The sequence below is a fragment of the Parabacteroides sp. CT06 genome (assembly GCF_002257605.1).
Taxonomy (GTDB): Bacteria; Bacteroidota; Bacteroidia; order Bacteroidales; family Tannerellaceae; genus Parabacteroides; species Parabacteroides distasonis.
Map to the genome: position 1 here is coordinate 4,778,793 of NZ_CP022754.1, position 24,240 is coordinate 4,803,032.

The following is a 24,240-nucleotide window of genomic DNA, read 5'->3' on the forward strand; positions in this document are numbered from 1 at the left end:
AAAGTAATGAAAAATAAAATTATAGCATTATCTGTCCTCCTTTCTATTTTGAGTGGAGGCTGTGTAAATATGCAACAAAGTAAAGATTTGCTCACAATAGATGTCACAAAAGATTACCCTCAAAAAGAATTTGCTCTCCAAGATATATTTGATATAGATTATATCCCGCTAGACACCAGTCGTACGTTTACGACTATGGGGTATATGCAAGATATCAGTAAGGATATGATTATTGTCAGAAATCTGAAATTATCTTCAGATGGTGATATATTCATTTTTGACCGAAAAGGGAAAGGTATTAGAAAAATAAATAGGCAAGGTTCTGGTTCCGAAGAATATAGCTTTCTTTTGCGAGTTACCCTAGATGAAGAACATGAAGAATTATTTGTAGTTGATAATCGATCTAAAAAAGTATATATATATGATCTACAAGGTAATTTTAAACGAAGTTTTAAAAATATAGAAGGGGCATCCTATGATCGGGTTTTCAATTTAGGAAGTGACTATTTAATCTGTAATGATGGAGACAATTTATTTACCGATGAAATCAAAAACATATTTTATATTATCTCAAAACAGGACGGAAGACTTATCAAAGAAATTCATATTCCATATGACAAGAAAAAAACCAGTTTAATTATTAATAAGGAACAGACTAAATCTGCAAGACCTCGAAATGAAGAATTTGTTCCATTTCATGATTCATGGATTTTAATGGATCACTCATCAGATACGATATATCGGGTTTTTACTGATAAAAGAGTTGTCCCTTTTATAGCAAGAACTCCTTCCATACAATCAATGGGAACCGAGATATTTCTATATCCATCAGTTCTTACTGATCGCTACTATTTTATGCAGACAGTAAAAAAAGTATATGATTTTTCAAGTCGGGTAGGACTTCCAAGAACAGATTTAATGTATGATATGAAAGAAAATATTATCTATGAATACTCTCTTTATAATGCTGATTATGTGCATAAAGAATTTGTAAGTTTGGGTTATGGAGGAATAGCCTTTATAAATAAAGAAATAGCCTTTGTTAAAACATTAGAAGCACCTGATCTAGTTGATGCCTATAAAAATGGGAATTTAAAAGGCAAATTAAAAGAGATTGCAGCCAGCTTAGATGAGGAATCCAATCCAGTTCTTATGATTGCAAAATATAAACAAAAGAAGTAACTGCCTAGAGTAATTATTATGGAACTAACAAAAATTGCAGATTGGCTTCTTTTAAATGGGACATTAACAAAATGCCCAGGATTACTACATGGCAAGTTAGGAATAGCTATTTTCTTCTTCCATTATGCTCGTTATACAGGAAAAACATTATTCGAAGAATATGCATGGGATTTGATCATGGCAATCCAAGAACAGCTCCATGTAAATTATCGTCCAGATTATGAGAAAGGCATAGCTGGTATTGGGGTAGGGATCAACTATTTATCCTACAATAATCTTATTGAGATTGAGGAAGATTTATTTGAGGATTTCGATAAGCGGATGTACCGAGCCGTCATTCACGACCCTTTCCCTAATTACAGTCGTGATGAAGGATTGATTGGATATGGATGGTATTGGCTTCATCGTGCCAAAAGCCAAATGAGCAACGAATGTTTATCTTTTATCACAGAGAGTATCAAAAATAATAGAAATGATCTATCAGCAAATGAACAACAAGACATATATCTTTTTTTGCGTGCACACACTAGAGAATTAGAGTCGAACAGAATATTTCCGAAGCTTAAACCTAGTTTAACATTGGAGAATATGGGGTTATCTGGTGGTTATGCAGGTGAGGGCATGTATAGATTGACTGCCCTTGGAGCAATTGAGACTTCGTGGCAACAGCTTTTATAATATAAGTTGTAAGTATATTCTATCAACATACCATAAAAATGATTAATCTATATATTTTCTCGAACAAAAGTCGAGGTGGCTTATACGGAGTAGGTACCTATATTCGTGAATTGATTACCGCCTTGCGAAGTAAAAGTAATAGTATCCACATCCATGTAGTTCACATATTATGTGACCAACTTCAAATCGAAAAAAAAGAAGTGAAAGATGTTTCATACTGGTATTTCCCAGAGCCGATCTCAAAAGAATGGAATCTTCTAGATCAAGAACAACGAAAAGTTTACTCTCGGAATATTGTCTATCTACTCAGAAATTATATTCAAGACCAAAAAAATCTAGTTTTTCATTTAAATTCATACAGAGATAAATCACTTGCATTAGAACTAAAAATTGCATTTGATTGCAAAGTGATTACTGTCACTCATTTTTCTGAATGGAGTTCAGTTATTCATGATAACTTAGAAAAACTTCGAATTATCTTACGAAAAAAAGAAACAAATGAATTGGAAGATTTAATCCAAAAATCATTCGAGGAGGAAAGGACATGTTATGAAAGAATGGATCAAGTGATCAGCCTGTCAAACTATATGCAAGAATTATTGTATCACGATTATGGAGTAGATATAAATCGTATAATAATTATTCCAAACGGAATGAGCGACAAGATAAAAGAAGAAGTTGACCAGAAGAGATTACGAAAAAAATGGCACTTGTACCCAGAAGAACAAATGATTATTTTTGTCGGACGGTTAGAAGAGATCAAGGGAACTCATTTCTTGATTCGAGCCTTTCAATTAATTTTACAAGAAAGCCCCAATTGCCGTTTATGGATAGTTGGTGATGGCGATTATCAAAATTCTTTCTCCGAAGCCAATCCTATCTTCTCCAAAATAACTTTCACTGGTTTCGTTGATCAAACCTCGCTTTTTGAGTTATACCGTTTAGCTGATGTCGGTGTCGTACCTTCCCTATTCGAGCCTTTTGGTTATGTACCTGTCGAAATGATGATGCATGAATTACCCATCGTCGCAACCGCCACATCCGGGTTGAACGAGGTCGTAGACGAATCTTGCGGATTGAAAGTACCATTAATAGTATCTCCTGATAGTGTAGAGATCGACACCTCCCTGTTAGCGCAGAAGATCGTCTACCTATTACAGAACCCGAAAGAAGCGAAACGACTCGGGAAGAACGGTCGCAAACGGTATTTGGAGAAATATTCCTCGGAAGTATTCGGGAAAAACATGATCGCATTTTATAAATCCTTATTCCAAGAATGTAAATAATAATCAACGAACCTGATACTATATGGATACGCTCAATCAAATCGACATATCGATCATTATCCCGATATATAACGTGGAGAAATATTTGACGGTTTGTATCGACTCGTTGAAGAACCAAGGTGGCCTTCGTATGGAGATTATATTGGTTAATGATGGCTCGACTGATTTGTCAGGGGAAATTGCTGATGAATACGCTAAAAAAGAGGAGCGTATCAAAGTGATTCATCAAGAGAACGGGGGAGCATCCGCAGCCCGCAACGTTGGTTTGGATATTGCCACGGAAGAGTACATCGCTTTTTTAGATAGTGATGACTGGATTAAAGATGAATCATTATCTCTTTTATATGATGAGGCGGTGAAACATCATGCCGATGTCGTGATGGGAAATATGTGGCTATGTCATCAAGACGGAAGTATGGATAAACCTTTTAAATGTATTTCCAACGGATCTATAAAAGAATTGCTTTCCGGTAAAGAAAGTTTCATAGAATTAGTCAAAACTTGTTTCTATTTGCCCATGCCCTTCAAATACATATACAATAGGAAATATCTGCATAAAATACAGGCTCGTTTTGAGGAAGGCATCATGCATGAGGATGAGTTATGGTGTCCCATCGTCCTTTGCCAAGCGGAGAGGATGGTTATCACCAACATTGAGTTTTATTATTACCGCCAGAACGAAGAATCGGTCATGCATACGACAAGCCTAGCCCGAAGGCTGAAATCATTATTTCAAGTTACTGAGGGATTGATTAAATTCTCTGATCAATTTGTTTCCTCTAAGACGAGCGTTGACTTGAGAAGCTGGTGGTATGTAAACATCCTCAGGCTTTATTCTAAGGCATTCACACTACTTCCCAACATAAAAGATTCCTCATACATAGTACACAAACATTATCTGGATCGATTTTGGAGGGATTGCGGGCAAATGATTCCGGAATCTATACAAAGATGCAGAAATTATTACTACAAGGCAGAAGCCGGGCTGAAAGAATATACGGATTGGCGTGTGTCTGATTGGGTAGCAGGCGTAGATTGCCAAATAAAGGCTGGTAAAAAAGTGATGCTCGTATTCAACACGATAAATGGGGAAGATCTACAGTTGAAAATAGAGGATGTACCCGTTGATTGGGTGATAACCACCGACAGGAAATATTTCCAACAGGCGACTATAGTCGTTTTCCACCTTCCCACATTGCATTATGAGCTAGAGAATGATCAGGATAAGCTGGAAGGACAAACATGGGTCAGCTGGCATCTGGAGTCCGAAAAGGATGATCCGGGAATCAACGATCCGGAAATAAGCGAACTATTCGACCTTTTGATAAGTGACCCACAAGATAGCGAGGGTGAACAACATCCATTGCTAAGACTGTGCCGAAATTATGTAAATAATGGATAGAATTCCATTCACCGCTATAAGTTTTGAGCAAAAAGAAGAGATCACGAGAAAAAATAACCTAGTTTTGTAACTAGGCATGATTGAGCGAACGTATCGCTCCAAGTGTTTAACCTTAAATCGGAAGAATAATGAAATGGATAATCACAATACCAGCGATCCTCCTCTTTGCGTTAGCGGGATGTGGAAAAGATAAGCAATCGACAAATGAGCTTATCACTGTTGATGTTACGGTAAGTTACCCTAAAAAAGAACTAATTCTTCAAGATTTTATGGATGTCGAATATATTCCTTTGGAAACAAAGGACGATTTTATTTGCCAAGGTCTTGTCCTAGCAATCGGAAAGGATATTATTCTTGCCAGAAACCGAATCAGAGATGGAGATATCTTTATCTATGACAGAAAAACGGGAAAAGGATTAAAAAAAATAAATAGAGAAGGGCAAGGTGGAGAAGAATATACGTTCATCCAAAGAATTGTGCTTGATGAAAAACAAAATGAAATATTTGTACTCGATCATTTTTCAAGGAAAATATCAGTATATGATTTAGATGGGAATTTTAAAAGAAGCCTTAAACGAGGTGATGAACTCTATTTCTTTCATTTATACAATTTCAACCAAACAAGTTTAATAACTAATAATTATTGGGTAACAGACAAGCCTGCTTTTACTATTATATCTAAACAGGATGGAACAACCAAACAAATCCAGATTCCATTTAAAGAAAAAATATCAATGGCTGTAAACTATTCTGATAAAGCAAAGGATATATATTACAACGTGATCCCTGATAACTATAATCCTATAATTCCCTATTTTGATTGTTGGGTACTTGTAGAACAATCATCCGATACAGTATATAAGTACCAATCAGACCATAAAATGATACCGATTATAGCAAGGACCCCATCCGTACAATCCATGAATCCGGAAGTATTCCTCTTCCTAGGGATTCTTACTAACCGCTATTATTTTATGGAAACGGTTAAAAAAGAATATAACTTCGAGACACATGAGGGATTTCCCACTACAGACTTATTATATGACAAACAAGAAAAGGCTATTTTTGAATATATTGTATATAACAACGATTATTCTGAGAAAAGAGCGGTGAATATGAAATCACTTCCTGTAGACGATAAAATCGCATCTTGGCAAAGTATCGAGGCTTCCCAGCTCATTGAGGATTATGAAAAAGGGAAGTTGAAGAGACGATTAAAAGAAATTGCCGCAAGTTTAGATGAAGAATCCAATCCGGTAATCATGTTAATAAAACACAAAAAACAAACCAATCCCTAATGGTTATGAATCCAATGGAGGCTGTCTCTTATAATACAAAAATTGAGAAACAATTATTTTTTTTGCCGATCGGATTGACGAAATAAAGGGTGTGAGTTCTTTGATCAAAGCGTTCCATATGGTCTTAGAAGCTCATCCTAATAGTCGTTTGCTGATAGCCGGTAACGGTGATTATACAAGGGCCTTCCAAGAAGCAAAAAATATTTGACCACATGCATAGATTCCTTGATGTACCAAGGCGATCTGCACTTGGAGATTGTCTTGGTGGATGATGGCTCGACCGACTTATCCAGAAAGATCGCTGACGAATACGCTAAGAAAGAGGATCGTATCAAGGTGATTCATCAAGAGAACGAGGGAGCGTCCGCTGCCCGTAACCCAGGTTTGGAGATTGCCCAAGGTGAGTATATCGCTTTTTTAGATAGCGAAGACTGGATAAGTTGGAAGGACAAACATGGGTCAGCTGGCATCTGGAGTCCGAAAAGGATGATCTGGGAATCAACGACCCGGAAATAAACGAACTATTCGACCTTTTGATAAGTGACCCACAAGATAGCAAGATAGCGAGAGGAAACAACATCCATTGCTAAGCCTTTGCCTAAATTATGTAAATAACGGATAGAATTCCATTCACCGCTATAAGTTTTGAGCAAAAAGAAGAGATATCGAGAAAAAATAACCTATTTTTGTAATTAGGCATGATTGAGCGAATGTATCGCCCTAAGTGTTTAACCTTAAATCGTAAGAATAATGAAATGGATAATCACAATTTCAGCGATCCTTCTCTTTGCGTTAGCGGGATGTGGAAAAGATAAACAATCAACAAATGAACTCATCACAGTTGATGTTACAAAGAATTATCCTGAAAAGGAATTGACACTACAGGATTTCATGGATGTGGAATACATCCCGTTGGAAACAAATGATGAGTTTGTTACCCAAGGCAAAGTAATGGCCATTGGTGCAGAAGTTATATTAATAACCAACTGGGCCAACGACGGGAATTTGTTTGTTTTTGACAGAAAAACCGGCAAAGCCTTGAAGAAGATAAACAGGAAAGGGCAAGGTGGCGAGGAATATGTAGGTATTACGGAGGTTGTTCTGGATGAAGCAAACAAGGAAATATTTGTTATAGCCTATACCGGAAGTAAAATCTCTGTATATGATCTATACGGAAATTTTAAAAGGAGTTTCAAAGCCGAAGGTACGGAATCTCATATAAATACATTTAATTACGACCGGGATAATTTGATCTCTTATGTACCAGATAATAGTCTGGAAAACCCGTCAAACGCCATACCTCCATATTATTTAATCTTTTCCAAGCAGGATGGAAGTATCACCCGGAAAATATCAATTCCTTTTGATGAAGTTAAAAGCCCGGTCGCAAGAGATGGGGAAAACTGGGAGAACTGGGCCGCTCCAGTACCAACCGCCATGTATCAAATAGTTCCAGATCATACCAATTGGGTACTTATGGAGACATCATCCGATACCATATACCACTATTTGCCGGATGCTAATACGACAATCCCCCTTATCGTAAGAACCCCCTCCATACACTCCATGGATCCTCCTGAAGTATTTCTTATACCAACCGTTTTTACCGACCGTTATTATTTCATGAGCCTGTTGAAAGCGGAATTTAATTTTGAAACAGGGAGAGGGTTTCCAACTTCCGGATTGATGTACGATAGACTGGAAAGTTCATTATTCATACCTAAAATATACAATGGTGATTATACCAGCAAAAGAGAAGTGGATATGACGTCGAGACCTTTAGATCCGGAATTCGTAATCGGACAGTCATTGCAAGCCCACGAACTTGCCGAGGCTTACGGGAAAGGAGTACTGAAGGGCAAACTGAAAGAGATTGCGGCTAAATTGGATGAAGAGTCCAATCCGGTGATTATGCTGATAAAACATAAGAAATAAGAACTAAGAACTAAATCATGTCTATATCCTAATGTTTTAATTTATGCTAAGATCGTTTCCACATTATCAGCAATTGGATTCTATGGACTGTGGTCCTAGCTGCCTCCGTATGATCGCCAAGTTCTATGGTCGTGTGTACTCGATCCAGAACTTACGGGAGAAAGCCTTCATCACACGGGAAGGAGTCTCCATGCTGGGTATCAGCGAGGCGGCGGAAGCGATCGGGTTCCGAACACAGGGCGTGCGGATCACGGTGGAGGAATTGGAAAAGGAATGTCCCCTACCCTGCATACTGCACTGGAACCAATGGCATTTCGTGGTTTGCTACAAGATAAAGAAAGGGAAGTTCTACATAGCGGACCCGGCGGCGGGACTTATCACCTATACGAGGGAGGAGTTCAAGCGGTGCTGGGTCAGTACCAAGGTGGACGGGCAGGATACCGGGACGGCGCTCTTGCTGGAACCGGGGCCGGAGTTCTACGGGATGGAGGACGAGGAGAGAGACAGGAAACGTAACCTCGGATTCTTTTTCCGATATATATCGCCCTACAGGCGGGAGATGGCACAGCTCGTGCTGGGCATGGTGACAGCCAGCGTACTGCAACTCATCCTGCCTTTCCTCACGCAGAGCTTGGTAGATACCGGTATACGGGACAACAACCTAGGTTTCATAACCTTGATCCTTATATCGCAATTGGTGATCTTTATCGCCAAGCTATCCGTGGACTTCATACGGAGCTGGATATTGCTGCACGTAAACACGAGGATCAATATCGCCTTGATCTCCGATTTCCTCGCCAAGCTGATGCGCCTGCCCCTGCATTTCTTCGATACCAAGATGGTGGGCGATATCATGCAGCGCATCGGAGACCATGACCGCGTCGAGGCTTTCATGACCGGGACATCCATCAATACGCTCTTCTCTTTTGTCAACTTCATCGTGTTCGGGTTCGTGCTCGCCTACTATGACTGGACCATACTGGGACTCTTCTTGGCGGGTAACGGCTTATACGTGGCGTGGGTACTCGCCTTCATGAGATGGAGGAGGGAGCTGGACGTAAAGCGTTTCTCGCAAGCGGCCGGGGAGCAAAGCAACCTATTCCAGCTCATCACCGGAATGCAGGAGATCAAGCTCAATAATTGCGAGACTAAGATGCGATGGAAATGGGAACGGATACAGGTAAAACTTTTCAAGATAGGGATCAAGGGGTTGGCGTTACAACAATATCAGCAACTCGGGGCGGTCTTTTTCAACCAGACCACGAACATACTCATCTCCTTCATCGCGGCGCGGGCCGTCGTGCAAGGGGATATGACGCTGGGTATGATGATGTCGGTGACCTACATCGTGGGGCAGCTCTCTTCGCCTATCGAGCAATTGATCGATTTCTCACGATCCCTACAGGACGCGAAGATCAGTCTGGAGCGGCTCGGCGAGATACACGGGAAGGAGGACGAGGAACAGGCAGGCGGGATAAGGCTGAATGTTCTTCCCGATGACAGGACGCTACGGCTGGAAAACCTCAGCTTCAGCTATGACGGCGCGGACCGGGATTACGTGCTGGAGGATATCAACCTGACGATACCCCATAACAGGGTGACCGCCATCGTGGGGGCCAGCGGGAGCGGAAAAACGACGATCGTGAAACTCCTGCTCGGTTTTTACAACCCCAACAAGGGGGATGTGAGGATCGGCGATACCTCCCTCAAGAACTTGAATCCTCACGTATGGCGTAGCAAGACCGGTTCGGTTATGCAGGATGGTTTTATCTTCTCGGATACGATCGCCAACAACATCGCCCCCGGCGAAGAGGTGGTGGACAAGGAACGCCTGCTGCATGCCGTGACGGTGGCGAATATCCGGGATTTCATCGATTCTCTCCCGTTGGGCTATAATACGAAGATCGGCATGGAGGGAAACGGAGTGAGCCAAGGGCAGAGACAGCGTATCCTGATCGCCCGGGCGGTGTACAAGAATCCCGACTTCATCTTCCTTGACGAGGCCACGAACGCTTTGGACGCCAACAACGAGCGGGAGATCATGGAGCAGTTGCACGCCTTCTACAAAGGACGGACGGTGGTGGTCGTGGCGCATCGGCTAAGCACGGTACGTGACGCGGACAAGATCGTGGTGCTGGACAAGGGACGCGTCGTGGAGGAAGGGACGCATCAGGAGCTCACGGCCTTGCGGGGGACTTATTATAAGTTGGTGAAGAACCAGTTGGAGTTGGGGAATTAATCACTTAACAATCTAAATATGCAAATACCATGAAAATATCAATGTACACATTCCTATTTGAGATAGACAGTAAATTTTATGCATATAATACATTGTCTAATGCCTTGATCGAAATAGCAGAGGATACATATAAGATTTTATTAGTCAACAAGAATAGACATACACCTTTACAAGAGAAAGACTTGGGATGTGATGAACTTTATCAAACTTTGAAAGAAAACCATATGATCACTGAAAATGATCGGGATGAGTTCTTACTGTATAAAAGTATTATCCTAGCAGGACGCTCCATCAATATCTTAAATCTAACGATAGCTCCAACCATGGATTGCAATTACTCGTGTTCTTACTGTTTTGAAAATTGCAAACGTAATATTTATATGACAGAAAAGGTCATAAGCTCAATTATTAAATTCATAGAACAATATGAAAACATTAAAAATATTCACGTAGTTTGGTTTGGAGGAGAACCTCTTCTAGGCATTAAGCAAATAGAATCACTTTATCGTAAGATGATTCTGATTCCCGATAAAAATTATTCTTTCTCAATAATCTCTAATGGGTTCTTGATATCACCGGATATTATAAAACTCTTTAAGGAGATGAAGTTACAACACATACAAATTACGCTAGATGGATTAAAAGAGACTCACAACAAGATAAAATTCACAAAAAATGAAAACGATACTTTTTCTAGAACTATAAAGAATATAGACTTGCTAGCATCTTCTGCCCCAGAAATACGAATTAGTATACGAGTAAATATGAATAAAGAGAATTCTTCTGAATTTATAACTTTATATTCTTTCATATTACAACGATATAAGAGCAACCCATTGATTGGAATTTATCCTGCTTTTATAACATCTACTTCTTCTAAATCAAGTTCTTCTTGTTCTTTACTTTTCAATAGACAAGAGAAATCTGAGTTTATACAACAGCTCTACTATGACAGAGGTATCGTAACCAATTTATGTGGATATCCAGATTCCTCTTTTACAGAATGTTCTATTCGAAATAAACACACATTTACAATAGATCCAGAAGGATACTTATATAAATGTTGGGAAATTATAGGCGATCAAAAATATGCCATAGCAAAATTGGATTCAGAAGGAACTATTCAATCCATAGATCAGAAAATTCTTAACCGATACCTCTATGCCGCAGATCCACTGGAAGATAAAACATGTTCTAAATGTCCTTATCTTCCTATTTGTTTTGGAGGTTGCCCCCATAAACGGATAGAAAATATATTTAAAGATAAACATTATGATACATGTACATACCTTAAGGGTTCTCTCAAAGAATTTATAAAAATTCATTTGTCACAAAATAGCTGAATAAGATTATAATAAAAAGGCTATTTATTTAAAAACTTAATATCATTGCGTTATGAAAAATTTTAAAGTGATTGAAAAAAGCCGTCTAAATGAATTTACAATGGCTAAACTTATAGGAGGACGGCCTTGTAACGAGCGTAATACAAATTGTGGAGCAACAGGATACTCATGTAATGCGGCTTTTGGCATTTCTGATCCATGTGGAAATTTTCGAGATGGTACTAATTGCCCTAGAAACTATGGAACTTGTTCTCCCAACATAGAAGTGTGCCCTGAACGTCGCTTACCTGATTTGCCGGTACTAATGAATATATAAATTTATGAAATCTATTATCATTAGTATTATCCAAATTCTTTTTTTGGTATCTCCCGTTTCTGCATCGGAACGGGAGACCGACTATATTGTTACGTTTTATCCTGAAAGTGGATCTATTCTTCAAAATATCTCATGTAAAATAGTTTTTACAGCGGAAGGAATTGACAAGAAAAAGATATCCATCACTGGAGTAATTATAAATGAGAGAGGGGATACGGTTCAATCCGTGAAAACGCTATTGCCCGGAATAGGCTACTTTCATATTTATGCAAATCCAGGAGAAAGATATATCTTAAAATGCGAAAATCGAGATAGAATCCGTAAGAATTTTTATTTGCCAATGATGAGTGAAAATGGCTTTGGTCTTAAAATAATTGAAAATAAAGAACAATGGCTCTTATCCGTTATCAACTCTTCGAGGGAAGTGCCAATGAAATTATTATATTTAGTGGCCCAATCGGAAGATTCTATTTTTTTCCAAAAAGTCTGGAATCCTAAAGATTCTTATTTAGTTTTTGACAAAAAACATTTTCCAAAAGGGATATCCTCGTTCGCTTTAGTAGATTCTATGAAGAATCTATTGTGTGGCCGTGTCGTACTAAACATACAAGAACAGACTGATTTCCAGTCATTGCCTCCAGACTTCCGAATGGGATTGCTTCCACTTAAGAACCAAATAGATTCAGATCCCTCACGATTGAGTTTGGCCTGGGATTTAATAGCTATGACATTAGAGGTTACTCCCATTAAAAACTTATCACAACCAAATCCGGATATATGGAAAACCGTAAATCTCGATGAAGTTTCTATTATCGCAAGCATGAGAAGAAAACAAAAATATAATGGATTGTATTCTGGATCTTTGCCATCCAGTCGTGTAATCTATCGACAAAACATAGAACAATGGCATATACAGGATATGAGGTCCTTACTTTATCTATTGGGGAGTGTTAACATTTCGTGGTATGTAGTAGATCATGTGTATAAGGAATGTGTGTTTATTCAAGATTATGGAGCCATTTCATTCCAAACGGATCCTGTAAAAAATTATGAGCCACCTTTATTTGTCGTTGATGACGTTCCATATCAAAATTATGATATACTTTCGTTTCCTGTGACCGAAATAGAAGAAATTTTTATCCTAAAAGGTGTTGATGCTGCTATATACGGTCCAAAAGGGAAAAGAGGGATTATCGTAGTTACCACCAAACGAAATAAACCACCTTATGAAAAATAATAAAGATATAGAGTTACGTAGCGAGGAGGTACAGGAGGTGATGGGGCAAGTGCCGGCCTGGATCGTACGGTGGGGGATAACGCTGTTATTCCTCGTGGTCGTAGCGTTGCTGGTGGGGAGCTGTTTCTTCAAGTATCCTGACGTGATCACGGCTGACATGACATTGACGGGGCAACATCCCGCAACGGCGGTGGTGACACGGGCGGCGGGAAAGATACAGGAGCTGCTCGTGAGGGATAATCGTCCGGTAAAGGAGGGGGATTGGTTGGCGGTCATAGAGAACCACGCCAGCATGGAGGATGCTATATACCTAGAGAAGGCGTTGGAACGATCCGGGATGGACGTGGATAGCCTAGACAAGGCATTATTGCGATATAAGGAACTGTCACTGGGTGATATGCAAGCGGCTTACTCGGGACTACTGTCGGCGCTCCATGCCTGCGTCAATTACAGGGAGATCGATTATTATCCGCAAAAAATGGCCTCCATCCGCAAACAGATAGCGTTGTATAAGGCTTACTATAACGAGACCGAACGGCAGCGGAAGACCCTCTCGGAGCAATTCGCCTTGACAAGGCGGCAATACGCCCGGGATTCATTATTGTATAGCCGGTCCGTGATTTCCTCCTACGAGCATGAGACCGCACGGGCTTCCCTACTGCAAAGCCGTTATTCGCTGGAAGGGGCGGCAGCCTCGGCCGAGAATCTCCGGATACAGATCGGGGAGCAAGAGCAATCCTTGCTGGATCTGACGCTGGAGCGGAGCGAGAAAGAATTTACGCTACGGCAGGAATTACAGACCGCCCGGGAACAATTGCTGAACAGCATGAACGAGTGGAGGTTGCGTTATTGCCTCATCGCCCCGGTAGGGGGTGTCGTGACTTTCACCAAGTACTGGAATGAGAACCAATATATCCCATCCGGAGAGGTGGCTTTCACCGTCGTGCCGCAAGGCGAGGGCCGGCTGGTGGGGAAGGTGCGCATACCGATAGCACGCTCGGGAAAAGTCCGGAGAGGCCAGCGGGCGATCGTCCGTTTCTCCAATTTCCCGGATCAGGAGTTTGGAGTGGTAAACGGCGTGGTATCGAATATCTCATTGGTCCCCACCGACGAGTACTATACGGCGGATATCGATTTTCCAGAGGGCCTGAGAACCAATTACGGTATCGACCTGCCCGTCTCGCCCGAGACGCAAGCCTCTGCGGAGATCGTAACGGAAGAATTACGCCTGATCGAACGATTCTTCCTCCCGATCAAACGGATCGTGAAAGAAGGATTTTAGTGTAATATTATCCTTTCTTTCCTATGCGTTTATCACAGATGTCACGAGTGACAGAGTCCGCCGCAGACTATGGTATTCAACTTCTATTACAAATTCTTACAATTAAGATAGCTCCTTATGAAAAAATTTTATTTTATTACGCTTAGTTTTTGAAAAAACTTATTGTACCTTTGCCCTAATCACTCAATAAAGGTATAACCATGACAACTAAGCTCTTGCTCTCGTCCGATGACAATACTCGCAGTGGCCTTCTGAAAAAGAAGATCATACATTATTATATGGCCAATGGAGACGCTACTATAGCGGAGGTATGTAAAGAAATGAATCTCAGTATCCCCACCGTCACTAAGCTAATTAGCGAATTACAAGAGGACGGTTATATACTCGACTTTGGAAAACAAGAGACTAGCGGAGGGCGTAAACCTAGTATTTACGGGCTCAATCCCGTATCCGGCTATTTTGTGGGCGTAGATATACTGAAAGATCAACTGAATCTAGCCATATTAGATTTTAAAGGAGATAAGATCCGCATTGAGCAGAATATCCCTTATACACTCGAAAACACACCAGCCGCTTTAGACCATCTTTGCGAATGCATCAATGAATTTATAAACTCGTTGCCGATCCCAAGGGAAAAGATATTAAGCATTGGCATTAATATATCCGGACGGGTAAATCCTTTCGCCGGATATAGCTATAGCATTTTTTACTTTGAGGAGAAGCCCTTGTCTCAAATCCTTGAGGAAAAACTACATATAAAGATCTATATAGAGAATGACACCCGTTCCATGGCTTACGGCGAATATCTTCAAGGAGTCGTAAAAGGAGAGAAAAATATCCTATTCATCAATATATCTTGGGGATTAGGTATCGGTATCATCATAGACGGCAAGGTTTATTTCGGGAAATCAGGTTTCTCCGGAGAATTTGGGCACTTCAGCTTCTTCGAGAATGAGATTCTTTGCCATTGCGGTAAAAAAGGATGCCTCGAGACTGGAGCTTCCGGTTCTGCCCTATACCGTACCCTCCTTGAGCGGTATAAAGAGGGTAGCAACACCATATTGGCCAGTAAAATCGATGCCGGGGAATACATCGGGCTCTCTGACTTGATCGACGCCATTCACAAAGAGGATATGCTATCCATTGAGATACTGGAGGAGATCGGTTTTAATCTAGGTAAAGGAATAGCCGGATTGATGAACATTTTCAATCCGGAACTGGTCGTACTGGGCGGCCCCTTGTCGCAGACGGGAGAATATTTAAGCCTACCTATTAAAAGTGCCGTCAGGAAGTACTCTTTGAACTTGGTAACCCGTGATACTCAGATCAAAGTATCCAAATTAGGTGAAAGAGCGGGTATATTAGGAGCCTGCCTGCTATCTCGATCTAAAATTCTAGGTATGATTTAATATGTATTTCAAAGGAATTAAATAAAAAATAAATAATTATTTCATTTTCTCGATAAAACACCACTATATTATTAAAATATTTTATTTATATTTGCAGCATAATTAAAATCAGAGGTTAAAACTCATAAAAATAACGCAGATATGGATAAAATTAAAGGATTGATCGATGCTCCCTTTACTCCGTTCTACGAGAACGGGGAAGTTAATTACGAGCCCATTGAAGATTATGCGAAACTTCTTGTGAAAAACGGGCTGAAAGGCGTATTCATCAATGGTTCTTCCGGAGAAGGTTATATGCTGACAGAGGAAGAACGCATGAAATTGGCCGAGAAATGGATGGAAGCAGCTCCGGAAGGCTTTAAGGTAATCGTGCACGTAGGTAGCACATGCGTTAAGTCTAGCCGTAATTTAGCGGAACATGCTCAAAAGATCGGCGCTTGGGGTATTGGCGCTATGGCTACCCCTTTCCCTCGTATCGGTCGAATTGAGGAATTGGTAAAGTACTGCGAGGAGATCGCTTGCGGCGCTCCTGCCTTACCGTTTTACTACTATCATATCCCTGCGTTTAACAACGCTTTCCTCCCTATGCTGGATTTCTTAAAAGCAGTAGACGGGCGTATCCCTAATTTCGCCGGTATCAAATATACATACGAGAGCTTATACGAATACAATCAATGTCGTTTATACAAGGATGGTAAATTCGACATGTTGCACGGACAGGATGAAACGATTCTTCCTTGCCTTGCGATGGGTGGAGCGCAAGGAGGTATCGGTGGTACCACAAACTATAACGGAAAAGAATTAACCGGTATCCTAGAGGCTTGGGCAGCCGGTGACTTAGAGACAGCTCGCGAGAGACAAAACTTCTCTCAGGAGGTTATTAACGTTATCTGCAATTACCGTGGTAATATCGTCGGAGGAAAACGCATCATGAAATTGATCGGATTAGATCTCGGCAAGAACCGTACCCCGTTCCGGAATATGACGGACGAAGAAGAGGCCGCAATGAAAGCGGAATTAGAGGCTATCAATTTCTTTGAAAGATGTAATAAATTCTAAGGTATGGCAGCGTTTGACAATTTATCTAATCCATCGGAATATCTAGCTTATTGGGGCAAGACCTATCGGAATGAGCTTCTTTCCAATATTCTTCCTTTTTGGATGAAATACGGACTGGACAAAGAGAACGGCGGTTACTTTACTTGCGTAGACCGGGATGGTACTCTGATGGACTCCACTAAATCCGTTTGGTTCCAAGGACGATTCGCCTTTATCTTGGCATATGCCTATAATCACATTGAGAAGAACGAAGAATGGCTGAGAGCCTGTAAAAACGGTATCGATTTCATCGAGAAACATTGTTTTGATACGGACGGACGTATGTTCTTCGAGGTGACAGCGACAGGCATCCCTGTACGTAAACGCCGTTACGTATTCTCCGAGACTTTCGCGGCGATCGCTATGGCTCACTATGCATTGGCATCAGGCGACAAAGGCTATGCTGAGAAGGCCGTGAACTTATTCAAGCAAGTATTACACTATAAGAATACCCCGGGATTATTGGAGCCTAAATTTCGTGAAGGTCTCGTGGCGAAAGGCCATTCTTTCTGCATGATACTGATCGATACGGCGGCACGCATCCGTGAGGCCATAAACGATCCCATACTTACACAACAAATCGATGATTCCATAGCCGAGCTACGCCGTGATTTCATGCATCCCGAATTCAAGGCTATCTTGGAGACAGTAGGACCCAACGGTGAGTTTATCGACTCTATCGCCGGGCGTACCATCAATCCCGGCCACTCCATCGAGACCGCATGGTTTATCTTAGAAGAGGCCAAATACCGAGGATGGGACCCTCAACTGAAAGAGATGGGCTTACAAATCCTCAACTGGTCTTGGGACTGGGGCTGGGATAAGACGTACGGCGGAATCAACTATTTCAAGGATTGCAAAAACTTCCCTCCCCAAGAGTATTGGCACGACATGAAGTTCTGGTGGCCACAATGCGAGGCGGTTATCGCTACGCTTTACGCCTACCAAGCGACTGGCGACGCCAAATATCTCGAAATGCACAAACTAATAAACGATTACACATTTAATCATCTCCCCGACAAAGAATATGGGGAATGGTATGGCTACCTACACTTCGATGGTAGTCTCTCTCAATCTGCCAAAGGCAATCTATTCAAAGGTCCGTTCCACATTCCTAGAATGCTTCTCAAATGTAGTTTACTCTGCGACGAAATTCTTTCTAAATAACTTTATCTAAAATACTGAAAATTGGTCAATTGACATCAGGGGTCACAACCGTGGCTCCTGATGTTTCTAAGGCTTTGTTTTCCTTTTTATTTTCCTCAATCAAATGAAAAATAAGAAATTATATCCTTGGATCGTAGTCGGTTTACTATGGGTTGTCGCCTTACTGAACTATATGGATCGCCAGATGCTATCAACCATGAAATCAGCTATGATGGTGGATATCGTGGAACTAGAGTCTGCGGCGAACTTCGGACGTTTGATGGCGGTCTTCCTCTGGATCTACGGATTCATGAGCCCTGTGGCCGGTATGGTGGCAGACAGGGTAAACAGGAAGTGGCTAATCGTGGGTAGCTTATTTGTCTGGTCCTTCGTGACTTTGATGATGGGGTATTGCACGGATTTCAATCAGATCTATTACCTACGTGCCTTGATGGGGGTCAGTGAGGCCCTGTATATTCCTGCCGGATTATCGCTTATCACAGATTATCACCAAGAGAAAACACGCTCATTAGCCGTAGGTATCCATATGACAGGTCTATACGTAGGCCAAGCCTTGGGGGGATTCGGAGCTACGGTGGCCAGCGCTTATACGTGGGAAACGACTTTCCATTGGTTTGGTATCATCGGCATCGCTTATAGCGTGGTCTTGATCATCTTCTTACACGATAAGAAAGATCATGTGGAACAAGCCGTAAAACTGGAAAATTATCCGAAAGAGAATCCGATTTCCGGTGCGTTTAAAGGATTAGGGATGTTATTCACGAACATCGCTTTTTGGATCATTCTTCTTTATTTCGCCACGCCGAGCTTACCGGGTTGGGCGACAAAGAACTGGCTCCCTACCCTATTCGCTGAAAATCTCTCGTTGGATATGTCCGAGGCCGGTCCGTTATCTACATTCACGATCGCTATCTCTTCCTTTATAGGGGTAATCGCCGGAGGTATTTTATCCGATAAATGGATCCAGCGGAATGTCCGGGGACGTGTATACACAGGCGCCATCGGTTTGGCATTAACGATACCCTCTCTCCTATTACTAGGATTTGGGCACAACTTCCCGATGATTATCGGCGGTGGTCTTTGCTTCGGTATCGGTTATGGTATATTCGACGCCAATAATATGCCTATCCTTTGCCAATTCATCTCCCCCCGTTATCGGGCTACAGCCTATGGAATTATGAATATGACCGGTGTATTTGCCGGAGCCGCCATCACGGATATACTAGGAAAATCTACCGACGCTGGTAATCTTGGCCATGACTTCGCCATGCTAGCCGGATTGGTACTCATCGCACTTTTAATCCAAGTGATCTTCTTACGTCCGAAAGTCGCTAATATGACCGACGAATGCTAATTAATCTCATCCAATAAACTAAATAAACAACAAAAAAGTAATTCATTATGAAGAAGAATCTACTGCTCTTAATGCTTGCGCTCCTACTTCCGGCATTTATGTACGGACAAGAGCAGACAGTCTCCGGAACAGTGCTGGATACCTATAACATGGGTGTCCCCGGTGCGTCTATCGTTGAAAAAGGCACGACAAATGGAACGATTACCGATTTCGACGGTAATTACACTCTCACCGTATCCAACAAGAACGCCACATTAGTATTTTCTTTCATTGGGTACAAGACACAAGAAATTCCAGTAGCTGGGAAAGCCAAAGTAGACGTGATCCTACAAGAAAACGCCGAACAGCTAGACGAAGTAGTGGTAACCGGTTACGGTGGCTCACAAAAGAGAGCGACCTTGACAACCTCTATCTCTAAATTGGATAACGCCGTACTGGAAAACGCAGCGATGTCTAACGCCGGACAATCCTTGCAAGGAACCGTATCTGGTTTGCGCGTCGTAAACACGACCGGTCAGCCGGGAGCAAACCCAAATATCGTACTTCGTGGCGGAGCTACCATAACAGGTAAGGATAATGGCGCATTGGTCGTTGTAGATGGTATCGTGCGCAACTCATTGGCCGACATCAACCCCTCCGACATCGAGTCTATCCAAGTATTGAAAGACGCAGCCTCAACCGCTATCTACGGTGCCCGTGCCAATGGTGGCGTAATCTTGGTTACCACGAAACGTGGTAAAGAAGGATCCGCTTCCGTCTCTTACAAGTTCAAGGGAGGTGCCAACTTTGCTCGCACAGGTTATGATTACTTAAACGCTCACGATTATATTTACTACAATCGCTTAGGATACCAAAGAACAGGACGTTCAGGCATGGATAACCAAATGGGATACGGTATCGGGAATGACCTATTTGATATCCGTTATTTGGATGACAGTACCAAAGGCCTCTTGGCAGAAGGTTGGCAACAAATGCAAGACCCAACCGATCCGAATAAACAAATCTTATTCAAGGATTACTCAGGGCAAATGAAAGACGCAGCCTTCCAAGACCCTTCTTTCACGCAAGATCATTATATCAATATCACAGGAGGTAACGACAAAGGTACATTCGCAGCCAGCTTAGGTTACTACAAAGAAGACGGTCTCATTAAGGGAACCAGCTACGAGCGTTTCTCCGGGACATTCAATGGATCCTATAAGATATTTCCGATCTTGACAGTCAACGCTGGAACGACTTATACATGGTCTCGCCAGCCGGGTCTTTGGATCGGATCATATGAGTTCTTCTATCGCACAATGAGCCAACGCCCTACATGGAACCCATACATGGAAGACGGATCTCCCGCTTCAGGCTTCGGCACGGGTGATGGAAACCCTCTTTACTACAAAGATAAATTAACGAATACGAATGGAACCCGCCGCTCTACCTATAATATCGGTTTTGATCTAGAGATCATCCCGAAGAAATTAATCTTGAAAGAGAATAGCGCCCTATACCACGTAGACGATCAAACAGATAAGTTCGAGAAATCTTACCAACAACAAAACGCCACTAGCCCGAATCTTACCCGTAAGGCTGAGGCCAAATATATAAAGCAGAACCAACAGCAACATAGTGTTACTTTGACGTACACAGACACATTCAAAGAAAAACACAATCTGGAGGCAATGCTTGGTGGCGAGTATTTCAATTGGCATCAATATACGCTGAACGCAAGGACCGAAAATTCTCCGTCGGATGACATCCCTACTTTGAACGCTGGTAGTAATCGTACCTATACCTATAGCTACAAGGAAGGCTATCGTATCCTTTCTGGCTTTGCCCGTGTAAACTATAACTACAATTACAAATACCTATTATCGGTCGTAGCTCGTTATGACGGAATCTCCAAGTTGAGCGATAACCGTTGGGGCTTCTTCCCGGGTATCTCCGCTGGTTGGAATATCATGGAAGAGGAGTTCTTTAAGGAATCGAAGTTGGTAGATGTGATCTCTAACCTGAAGCCTCGTATCAGCTACGGCGTGAACGGTAACGTAAACGGATTAGGATACTACGACGTATATGGCAGCTATGGGCAGAAAGACGCGAACGGATCGATCATAACAAACTATGATGGCTCTGTAGGTTTCTATAATGACAAATTGGTAAACGGTGGATTACGTTGGGAGCAAAGTAAATCTTTCGAAGTAGGTTTGGATATAGGATTCTTCAACAATCGCCTGAGCTTTATCCTAGACTATTATAATCGTACGACTTCCGATTTGTTGACAGATTTGGATTTACCCAATTACACTGGTTTCAACAGCATCAAAACCAACTTGGGAACTTTACGTAACCAAGGTTTCGAGATGGAAGTAAAAGCGAATATCCTAAACAACGTAAACGGATTCAGTTGGGATGTATCAGCAAACTTATCTACGGTAGCGAACAAGATTGTCAAGCTTCCGGCCAATGGGAACGAAAATAACCGCCAAGGAGGTTACCAAGTATACGACCCGCAAAAGGGTGAAGTCGTATGGGTTGGCGGAAAACAAGAAGGTGGTAAGCTGGGTGATTTATTTGCCTTCAAGCAAGATCATATCTTCAAGGATTGGGATGACGTGAAAGCGAATGCCAATAACCGCTACGACGCAATTGGAGAATTGTATGGCCCCGCCGCATGGGAAGCTTTAAAGGATAAGGCAGGTAAGCAACCGATCGAGCCGGGTGACGTTTGTTGGGCCGACTTGAACAATGATGGCGTAATCAACAATCTAGACCGCGTGAAAGTAGGTAATCTTTTCCCGACAGTAACCGGTGGTTTCTCCACGACATTAGGCTATAAAGATTTCTCTTTATACGCTCGTTTTGATTATGCGTTAGGGCATACGCTGTATAACGACTTAGCCGCACGTTCACTTGGACAATATCAAGGTTCGTTTAACATCATCGATATGGTGAAAGACAGTTGGTCGGAGACAAACCAGAATACGGATATACCTAAGTTCTACTATGCCGATCAGTTGAGCAAGAAGAATATTACTCGCTCCAACAATGGTTTGACAGCAGTTGACAACAACAGCTCCCGCTTCTACGAAAAGGGTGATTATCTAGCTTTACGTGAAATCACATTGACTTGGAACCTACCGAAGAAATGGATTAACAAAGCCTTGATGAGCAATGCCTCTGTTTATGTAACCGGACAAAACTTGTTCTACATCACAGGATATACCGGTGTATCTCCGGAACCGGCGGTAGATACTACCTATGGTCAAGGTCTTGATAACGGTAGATACCCAACTCCTAAAACGGTTCTTCTTGGTTTATCCGTAACATTTTAGTCAAACCCATTAAAAAAGACAGACATTTATGAAAAAGATAATTATAGCCATGATGGCAGCAGTCTCATTACTGAATTTCAGCGGATGCGACTCCTTGGACATGGAACCCGTAAGTAGTATTTCCGACGCAAACTATTGGAAATCCCCGGACCAGTTTAAGGCATTCAACATAGGTTTACACGGATTGCTCCGTTCACAATCCAGTTATAACATATTCGTATTGGGCGAACCTCGCTCGGACATCTACGGAGATCAGCCGTTCGGAGGCGAGGCTACCCAAGGCGTAGAGCGTTTCTCATACAATACGATCAACGCAGAGTTTACAGGAATCAGCAACTTCGCTAATTTTTATACGACACTGAACCAAATCAACTTGATGATCCGTAGAACGAACGAGACCGATTTATTAGGCGAGGCCGAAAAGAACTATTACTTAGGGCAGGCTTACGGTTTACGCGCCTATATCTATTTCCATTTGTTACGCTCTTGGGGAGACGTTATCATTACTACGGAGCCAACCTTAGGTAGCGAATTGGACATCTCTCACCTTGATAAGGCCGCTTCTCCAGCGAGTGAGGTGATGGATCTGATCAAGAAGGATATCGATGCCTCGGAAAAAGCTTTTGGCGGAGATTATTCTTATAAACAAGGAAAGTGTTATTGGTCTAAACCCGCTACCTTGATGCTGAAAGGTGAGGTTTATCTATGGAGCGGACGCCAGATGGGTGGCGGCACGGGCGATTATACCGTAGCCAAGACAGCCTTGCAAGATCTTCAACAAAACGGCAACTTAAAGCTGCAAGAGAAATTCACGGACGTTTTCTCTTTCAACAATAAGGAGAACAGCGAGATGATCTTCGCACTCCATAGTGGTAAGGAGGATGATTTCATGATGTGGAGAGACTATAACTGGCGTAACAATATGGTACCTCAACGTGAGTACATGGCAGGCTACTGTGACGAGACAGGAACTCCATTCCTTGAAATACCGGGATACAACCTACAAGGCTTAATGCGCTACCAAGTAAAGAAAGATCATTACCTAAAATCATTCCGCGAAGGTGATACCCGCTTGAAAGGTACCTTGAAGGCCGTTTATAAAAAGCACGAAGACGGCACCTTGGAGTATATCGCACCAATCCAATACAAGTTCCAAGGAACCACCTTGGAAGGTAGTAACGAGAGAAGTTGGTACGATGATTATCCTATCTATCGCTATGCGGATGCCTTGCTATTATTAGCCGAGGCTAAGGCCTTGCTCGGAGAAGATCCTTCTACAGAGATCAACGCCGTTCGCGAGCGTGCTTACGGTTCCGAATATTTTAACGCACATAAGAACGAGGTGGCTTATCCGAATGACAAAGGAAGTTTCTATAACGATAACCCGTTTGAGGCGGGCGACGAGAATGTGATGGAAGCTATCCTTAAAGAGAGACTTCGCGAGTTCTTCTTTGAGGGTAAACGTTGGTACGACTTGAGACGCTTCGGTAAGGATTATGTATTAAAATATACCACAGCACAAGAATCACGTTTATTATGGCCGATCAATGAAGGGGCATTGACAAACAACCCCGCATTGAAACAGACTCCCGGATACTAATCGTACATAGGTTTAAGGCGATTGGATATAACTAGGTTTTTGGCACGAATTCCAAAGGGGCTTTGTTCATATGAATGAATATCGCTACCTT

At 41.9% G+C, this 24,240-nt stretch carries 19 protein-coding genes; all 19 read left to right on the plus strand.

Annotated elements, in window-relative coordinates; genetic code table 11:
* Nucleotides 1-6: 6 nt before the first annotated feature.
* The 19 genes from CI960_RS20875 to nanU all read left to right on the plus strand — a co-directional run bounded on the left by CI960_RS20875 (nt 7) and on the right by nanU (nt 24,149).
* The gene (locus CI960_RS20875; protein ID WP_005860525.1) at nt 7-1,182 is read left to right on the plus strand and encodes a 6-bladed beta-propeller; all 1,176 of its coding nucleotides are present in this window, start codon (nt 7-9) and stop codon (nt 1,180-1,182) included.
* A gap of 18 nt (nt 1,183-1,200) precedes the next feature.
* Nucleotides 1,201-1,860, plus strand: coding sequence for a lanthionine synthetase LanC family protein (locus CI960_RS20880; protein ID WP_005860523.1), 660 nt, complete (start codon nt 1,201-1,203; stop codon nt 1,858-1,860).
* A gap of 38 nt (nt 1,861-1,898) precedes the next feature.
* Nucleotides 1,899-3,146, plus strand: a complete 1,248-nt coding sequence (locus tag CI960_RS20885) for a TIGR04157 family glycosyltransferase (RefSeq protein ID WP_005860521.1) — start codon at nt 1,899-1,901, stop codon at nt 3,144-3,146.
* Between the two features lie 22 nt (nt 3,147-3,168).
* The gene (locus CI960_RS20890) at nt 3,169-4,548 is read left to right on the plus strand and encodes a glycosyltransferase (protein WP_005860519.1); all 1,380 of its coding nucleotides are present in this window, start codon (nt 3,169-3,171) and stop codon (nt 4,546-4,548) included.
* Between the two features lie 128 nt (nt 4,549-4,676).
* On the plus strand, nt 4,677-5,846 hold the full coding sequence (locus CI960_RS20895) for a 6-bladed beta-propeller (protein WP_005860518.1): 1,170 nt from the start codon (nt 4,677-4,679) through the stop codon (nt 5,844-5,846).
* 91 nt (nt 5,847-5,937) lie between these two features.
* Nucleotides 5,938-6,054: a hypothetical protein gene (locus CI960_RS20900; protein WP_232044538.1), complete on the plus strand. Its 117-nt coding sequence runs from the start codon at nt 5,938-5,940 to the stop codon at nt 6,052-6,054.
* The gene (locus tag CI960_RS20905; protein ID WP_008778897.1) at nt 6,051-6,362 is read left to right on the plus strand and encodes a glycosyltransferase; all 312 of its coding nucleotides are present in this window, start codon (nt 6,051-6,053) and stop codon (nt 6,360-6,362) included. Before CI960_RS20900 ends, CI960_RS20905 begins: the two co-directional genes overlap by 4 nt.
* A gap of 234 nt (nt 6,363-6,596) precedes the next feature.
* Nucleotides 6,597-7,781 (plus strand): 6-bladed beta-propeller, encoded by a 1,185-nt coding sequence (locus tag CI960_RS20910; protein WP_005860514.1) that lies wholly within the window; start codon nt 6,597-6,599, stop codon nt 7,779-7,781.
* Nucleotides 7,782-7,824: 43 nt separating this feature from the next.
* On the plus strand, nt 7,825-10,020 hold the full coding sequence (locus CI960_RS20915) for a peptidase domain-containing ABC transporter (protein WP_005860512.1): 2,196 nt from the start codon (nt 7,825-7,827) through the stop codon (nt 10,018-10,020).
* Nucleotides 10,021-10,049: 29 nt separating this feature from the next.
* Nucleotides 10,050-11,363: a radical SAM protein gene (locus CI960_RS20920; protein WP_005860510.1), complete on the plus strand. Its 1,314-nt coding sequence runs from the start codon at nt 10,050-10,052 to the stop codon at nt 11,361-11,363.
* Between the two features lie 52 nt (nt 11,364-11,415).
* Complete coding sequence (locus tag CI960_RS20925) at nt 11,416-11,679, plus strand: hypothetical protein (protein ID WP_005860508.1); 264 nt, start codon at nt 11,416-11,418, stop codon at nt 11,677-11,679.
* Nucleotides 11,680-11,683: 4 nt separating this feature from the next.
* Nucleotides 11,684-12,916 (plus strand): TonB-dependent receptor, encoded by a 1,233-nt coding sequence (locus CI960_RS20930; protein ID WP_005860505.1) that lies wholly within the window; start codon nt 11,684-11,686, stop codon nt 12,914-12,916.
* Entirely contained in the window at nt 12,906-14,198 is a 1,293-nt protein-coding gene (locus CI960_RS20935; protein ID WP_005860502.1) for an HlyD family secretion protein, read from the plus strand. The genes CI960_RS20930 and CI960_RS20935 overlap by 11 nt, the downstream gene beginning before the upstream one ends.
* Nucleotides 14,199-14,398: 200 nt before the next feature.
* Nucleotides 14,399-15,607, plus strand: coding sequence for an ROK family transcriptional regulator (locus CI960_RS20940; RefSeq protein ID WP_094582553.1), 1,209 nt, complete (start codon nt 14,399-14,401; stop codon nt 15,605-15,607).
* A 141-nt stretch (nt 15,608-15,748) separates the two neighbouring features.
* A complete protein-coding gene (locus CI960_RS20945; protein ID WP_005860498.1) occupies nt 15,749-16,666 on the plus strand; it encodes a dihydrodipicolinate synthase family protein in 918 nt (305 codons plus the stop codon).
* A 3-nt stretch (nt 16,667-16,669) separates the two neighbouring features.
* The gene (locus CI960_RS20950; protein ID WP_005860496.1) at nt 16,670-17,872 is read left to right on the plus strand and encodes an AGE family epimerase/isomerase; all 1,203 of its coding nucleotides are present in this window, start codon (nt 16,670-16,672) and stop codon (nt 17,870-17,872) included.
* Nucleotides 17,873-17,975: 103 nt separating this feature from the next.
* Nucleotides 17,976-19,226 (plus strand): MFS transporter, encoded by a 1,251-nt coding sequence (locus CI960_RS20955; protein ID WP_005860494.1) that lies wholly within the window; start codon nt 17,976-17,978, stop codon nt 19,224-19,226.
* A gap of 47 nt (nt 19,227-19,273) precedes the next feature.
* Nucleotides 19,274-22,549: a TonB-dependent receptor gene (locus CI960_RS20960; protein ID WP_005860492.1), complete on the plus strand. Its 3,276-nt coding sequence runs from the start codon at nt 19,274-19,276 to the stop codon at nt 22,547-22,549.
* Nucleotides 22,550-22,577: 28 nt separating this feature from the next.
* Nucleotides 22,578-24,149 carry a SusD family outer membrane lipoprotein NanU gene (gene nanU, locus CI960_RS20965; RefSeq protein WP_005860490.1) on the plus strand — a complete coding sequence of 524 codons (1,572 nt, stop codon included), beginning with the start codon at nt 22,578-22,580 and terminating at the stop codon, nt 24,147-24,149.
* Nucleotides 24,150-24,240 lie beyond the last annotated feature (91 nt).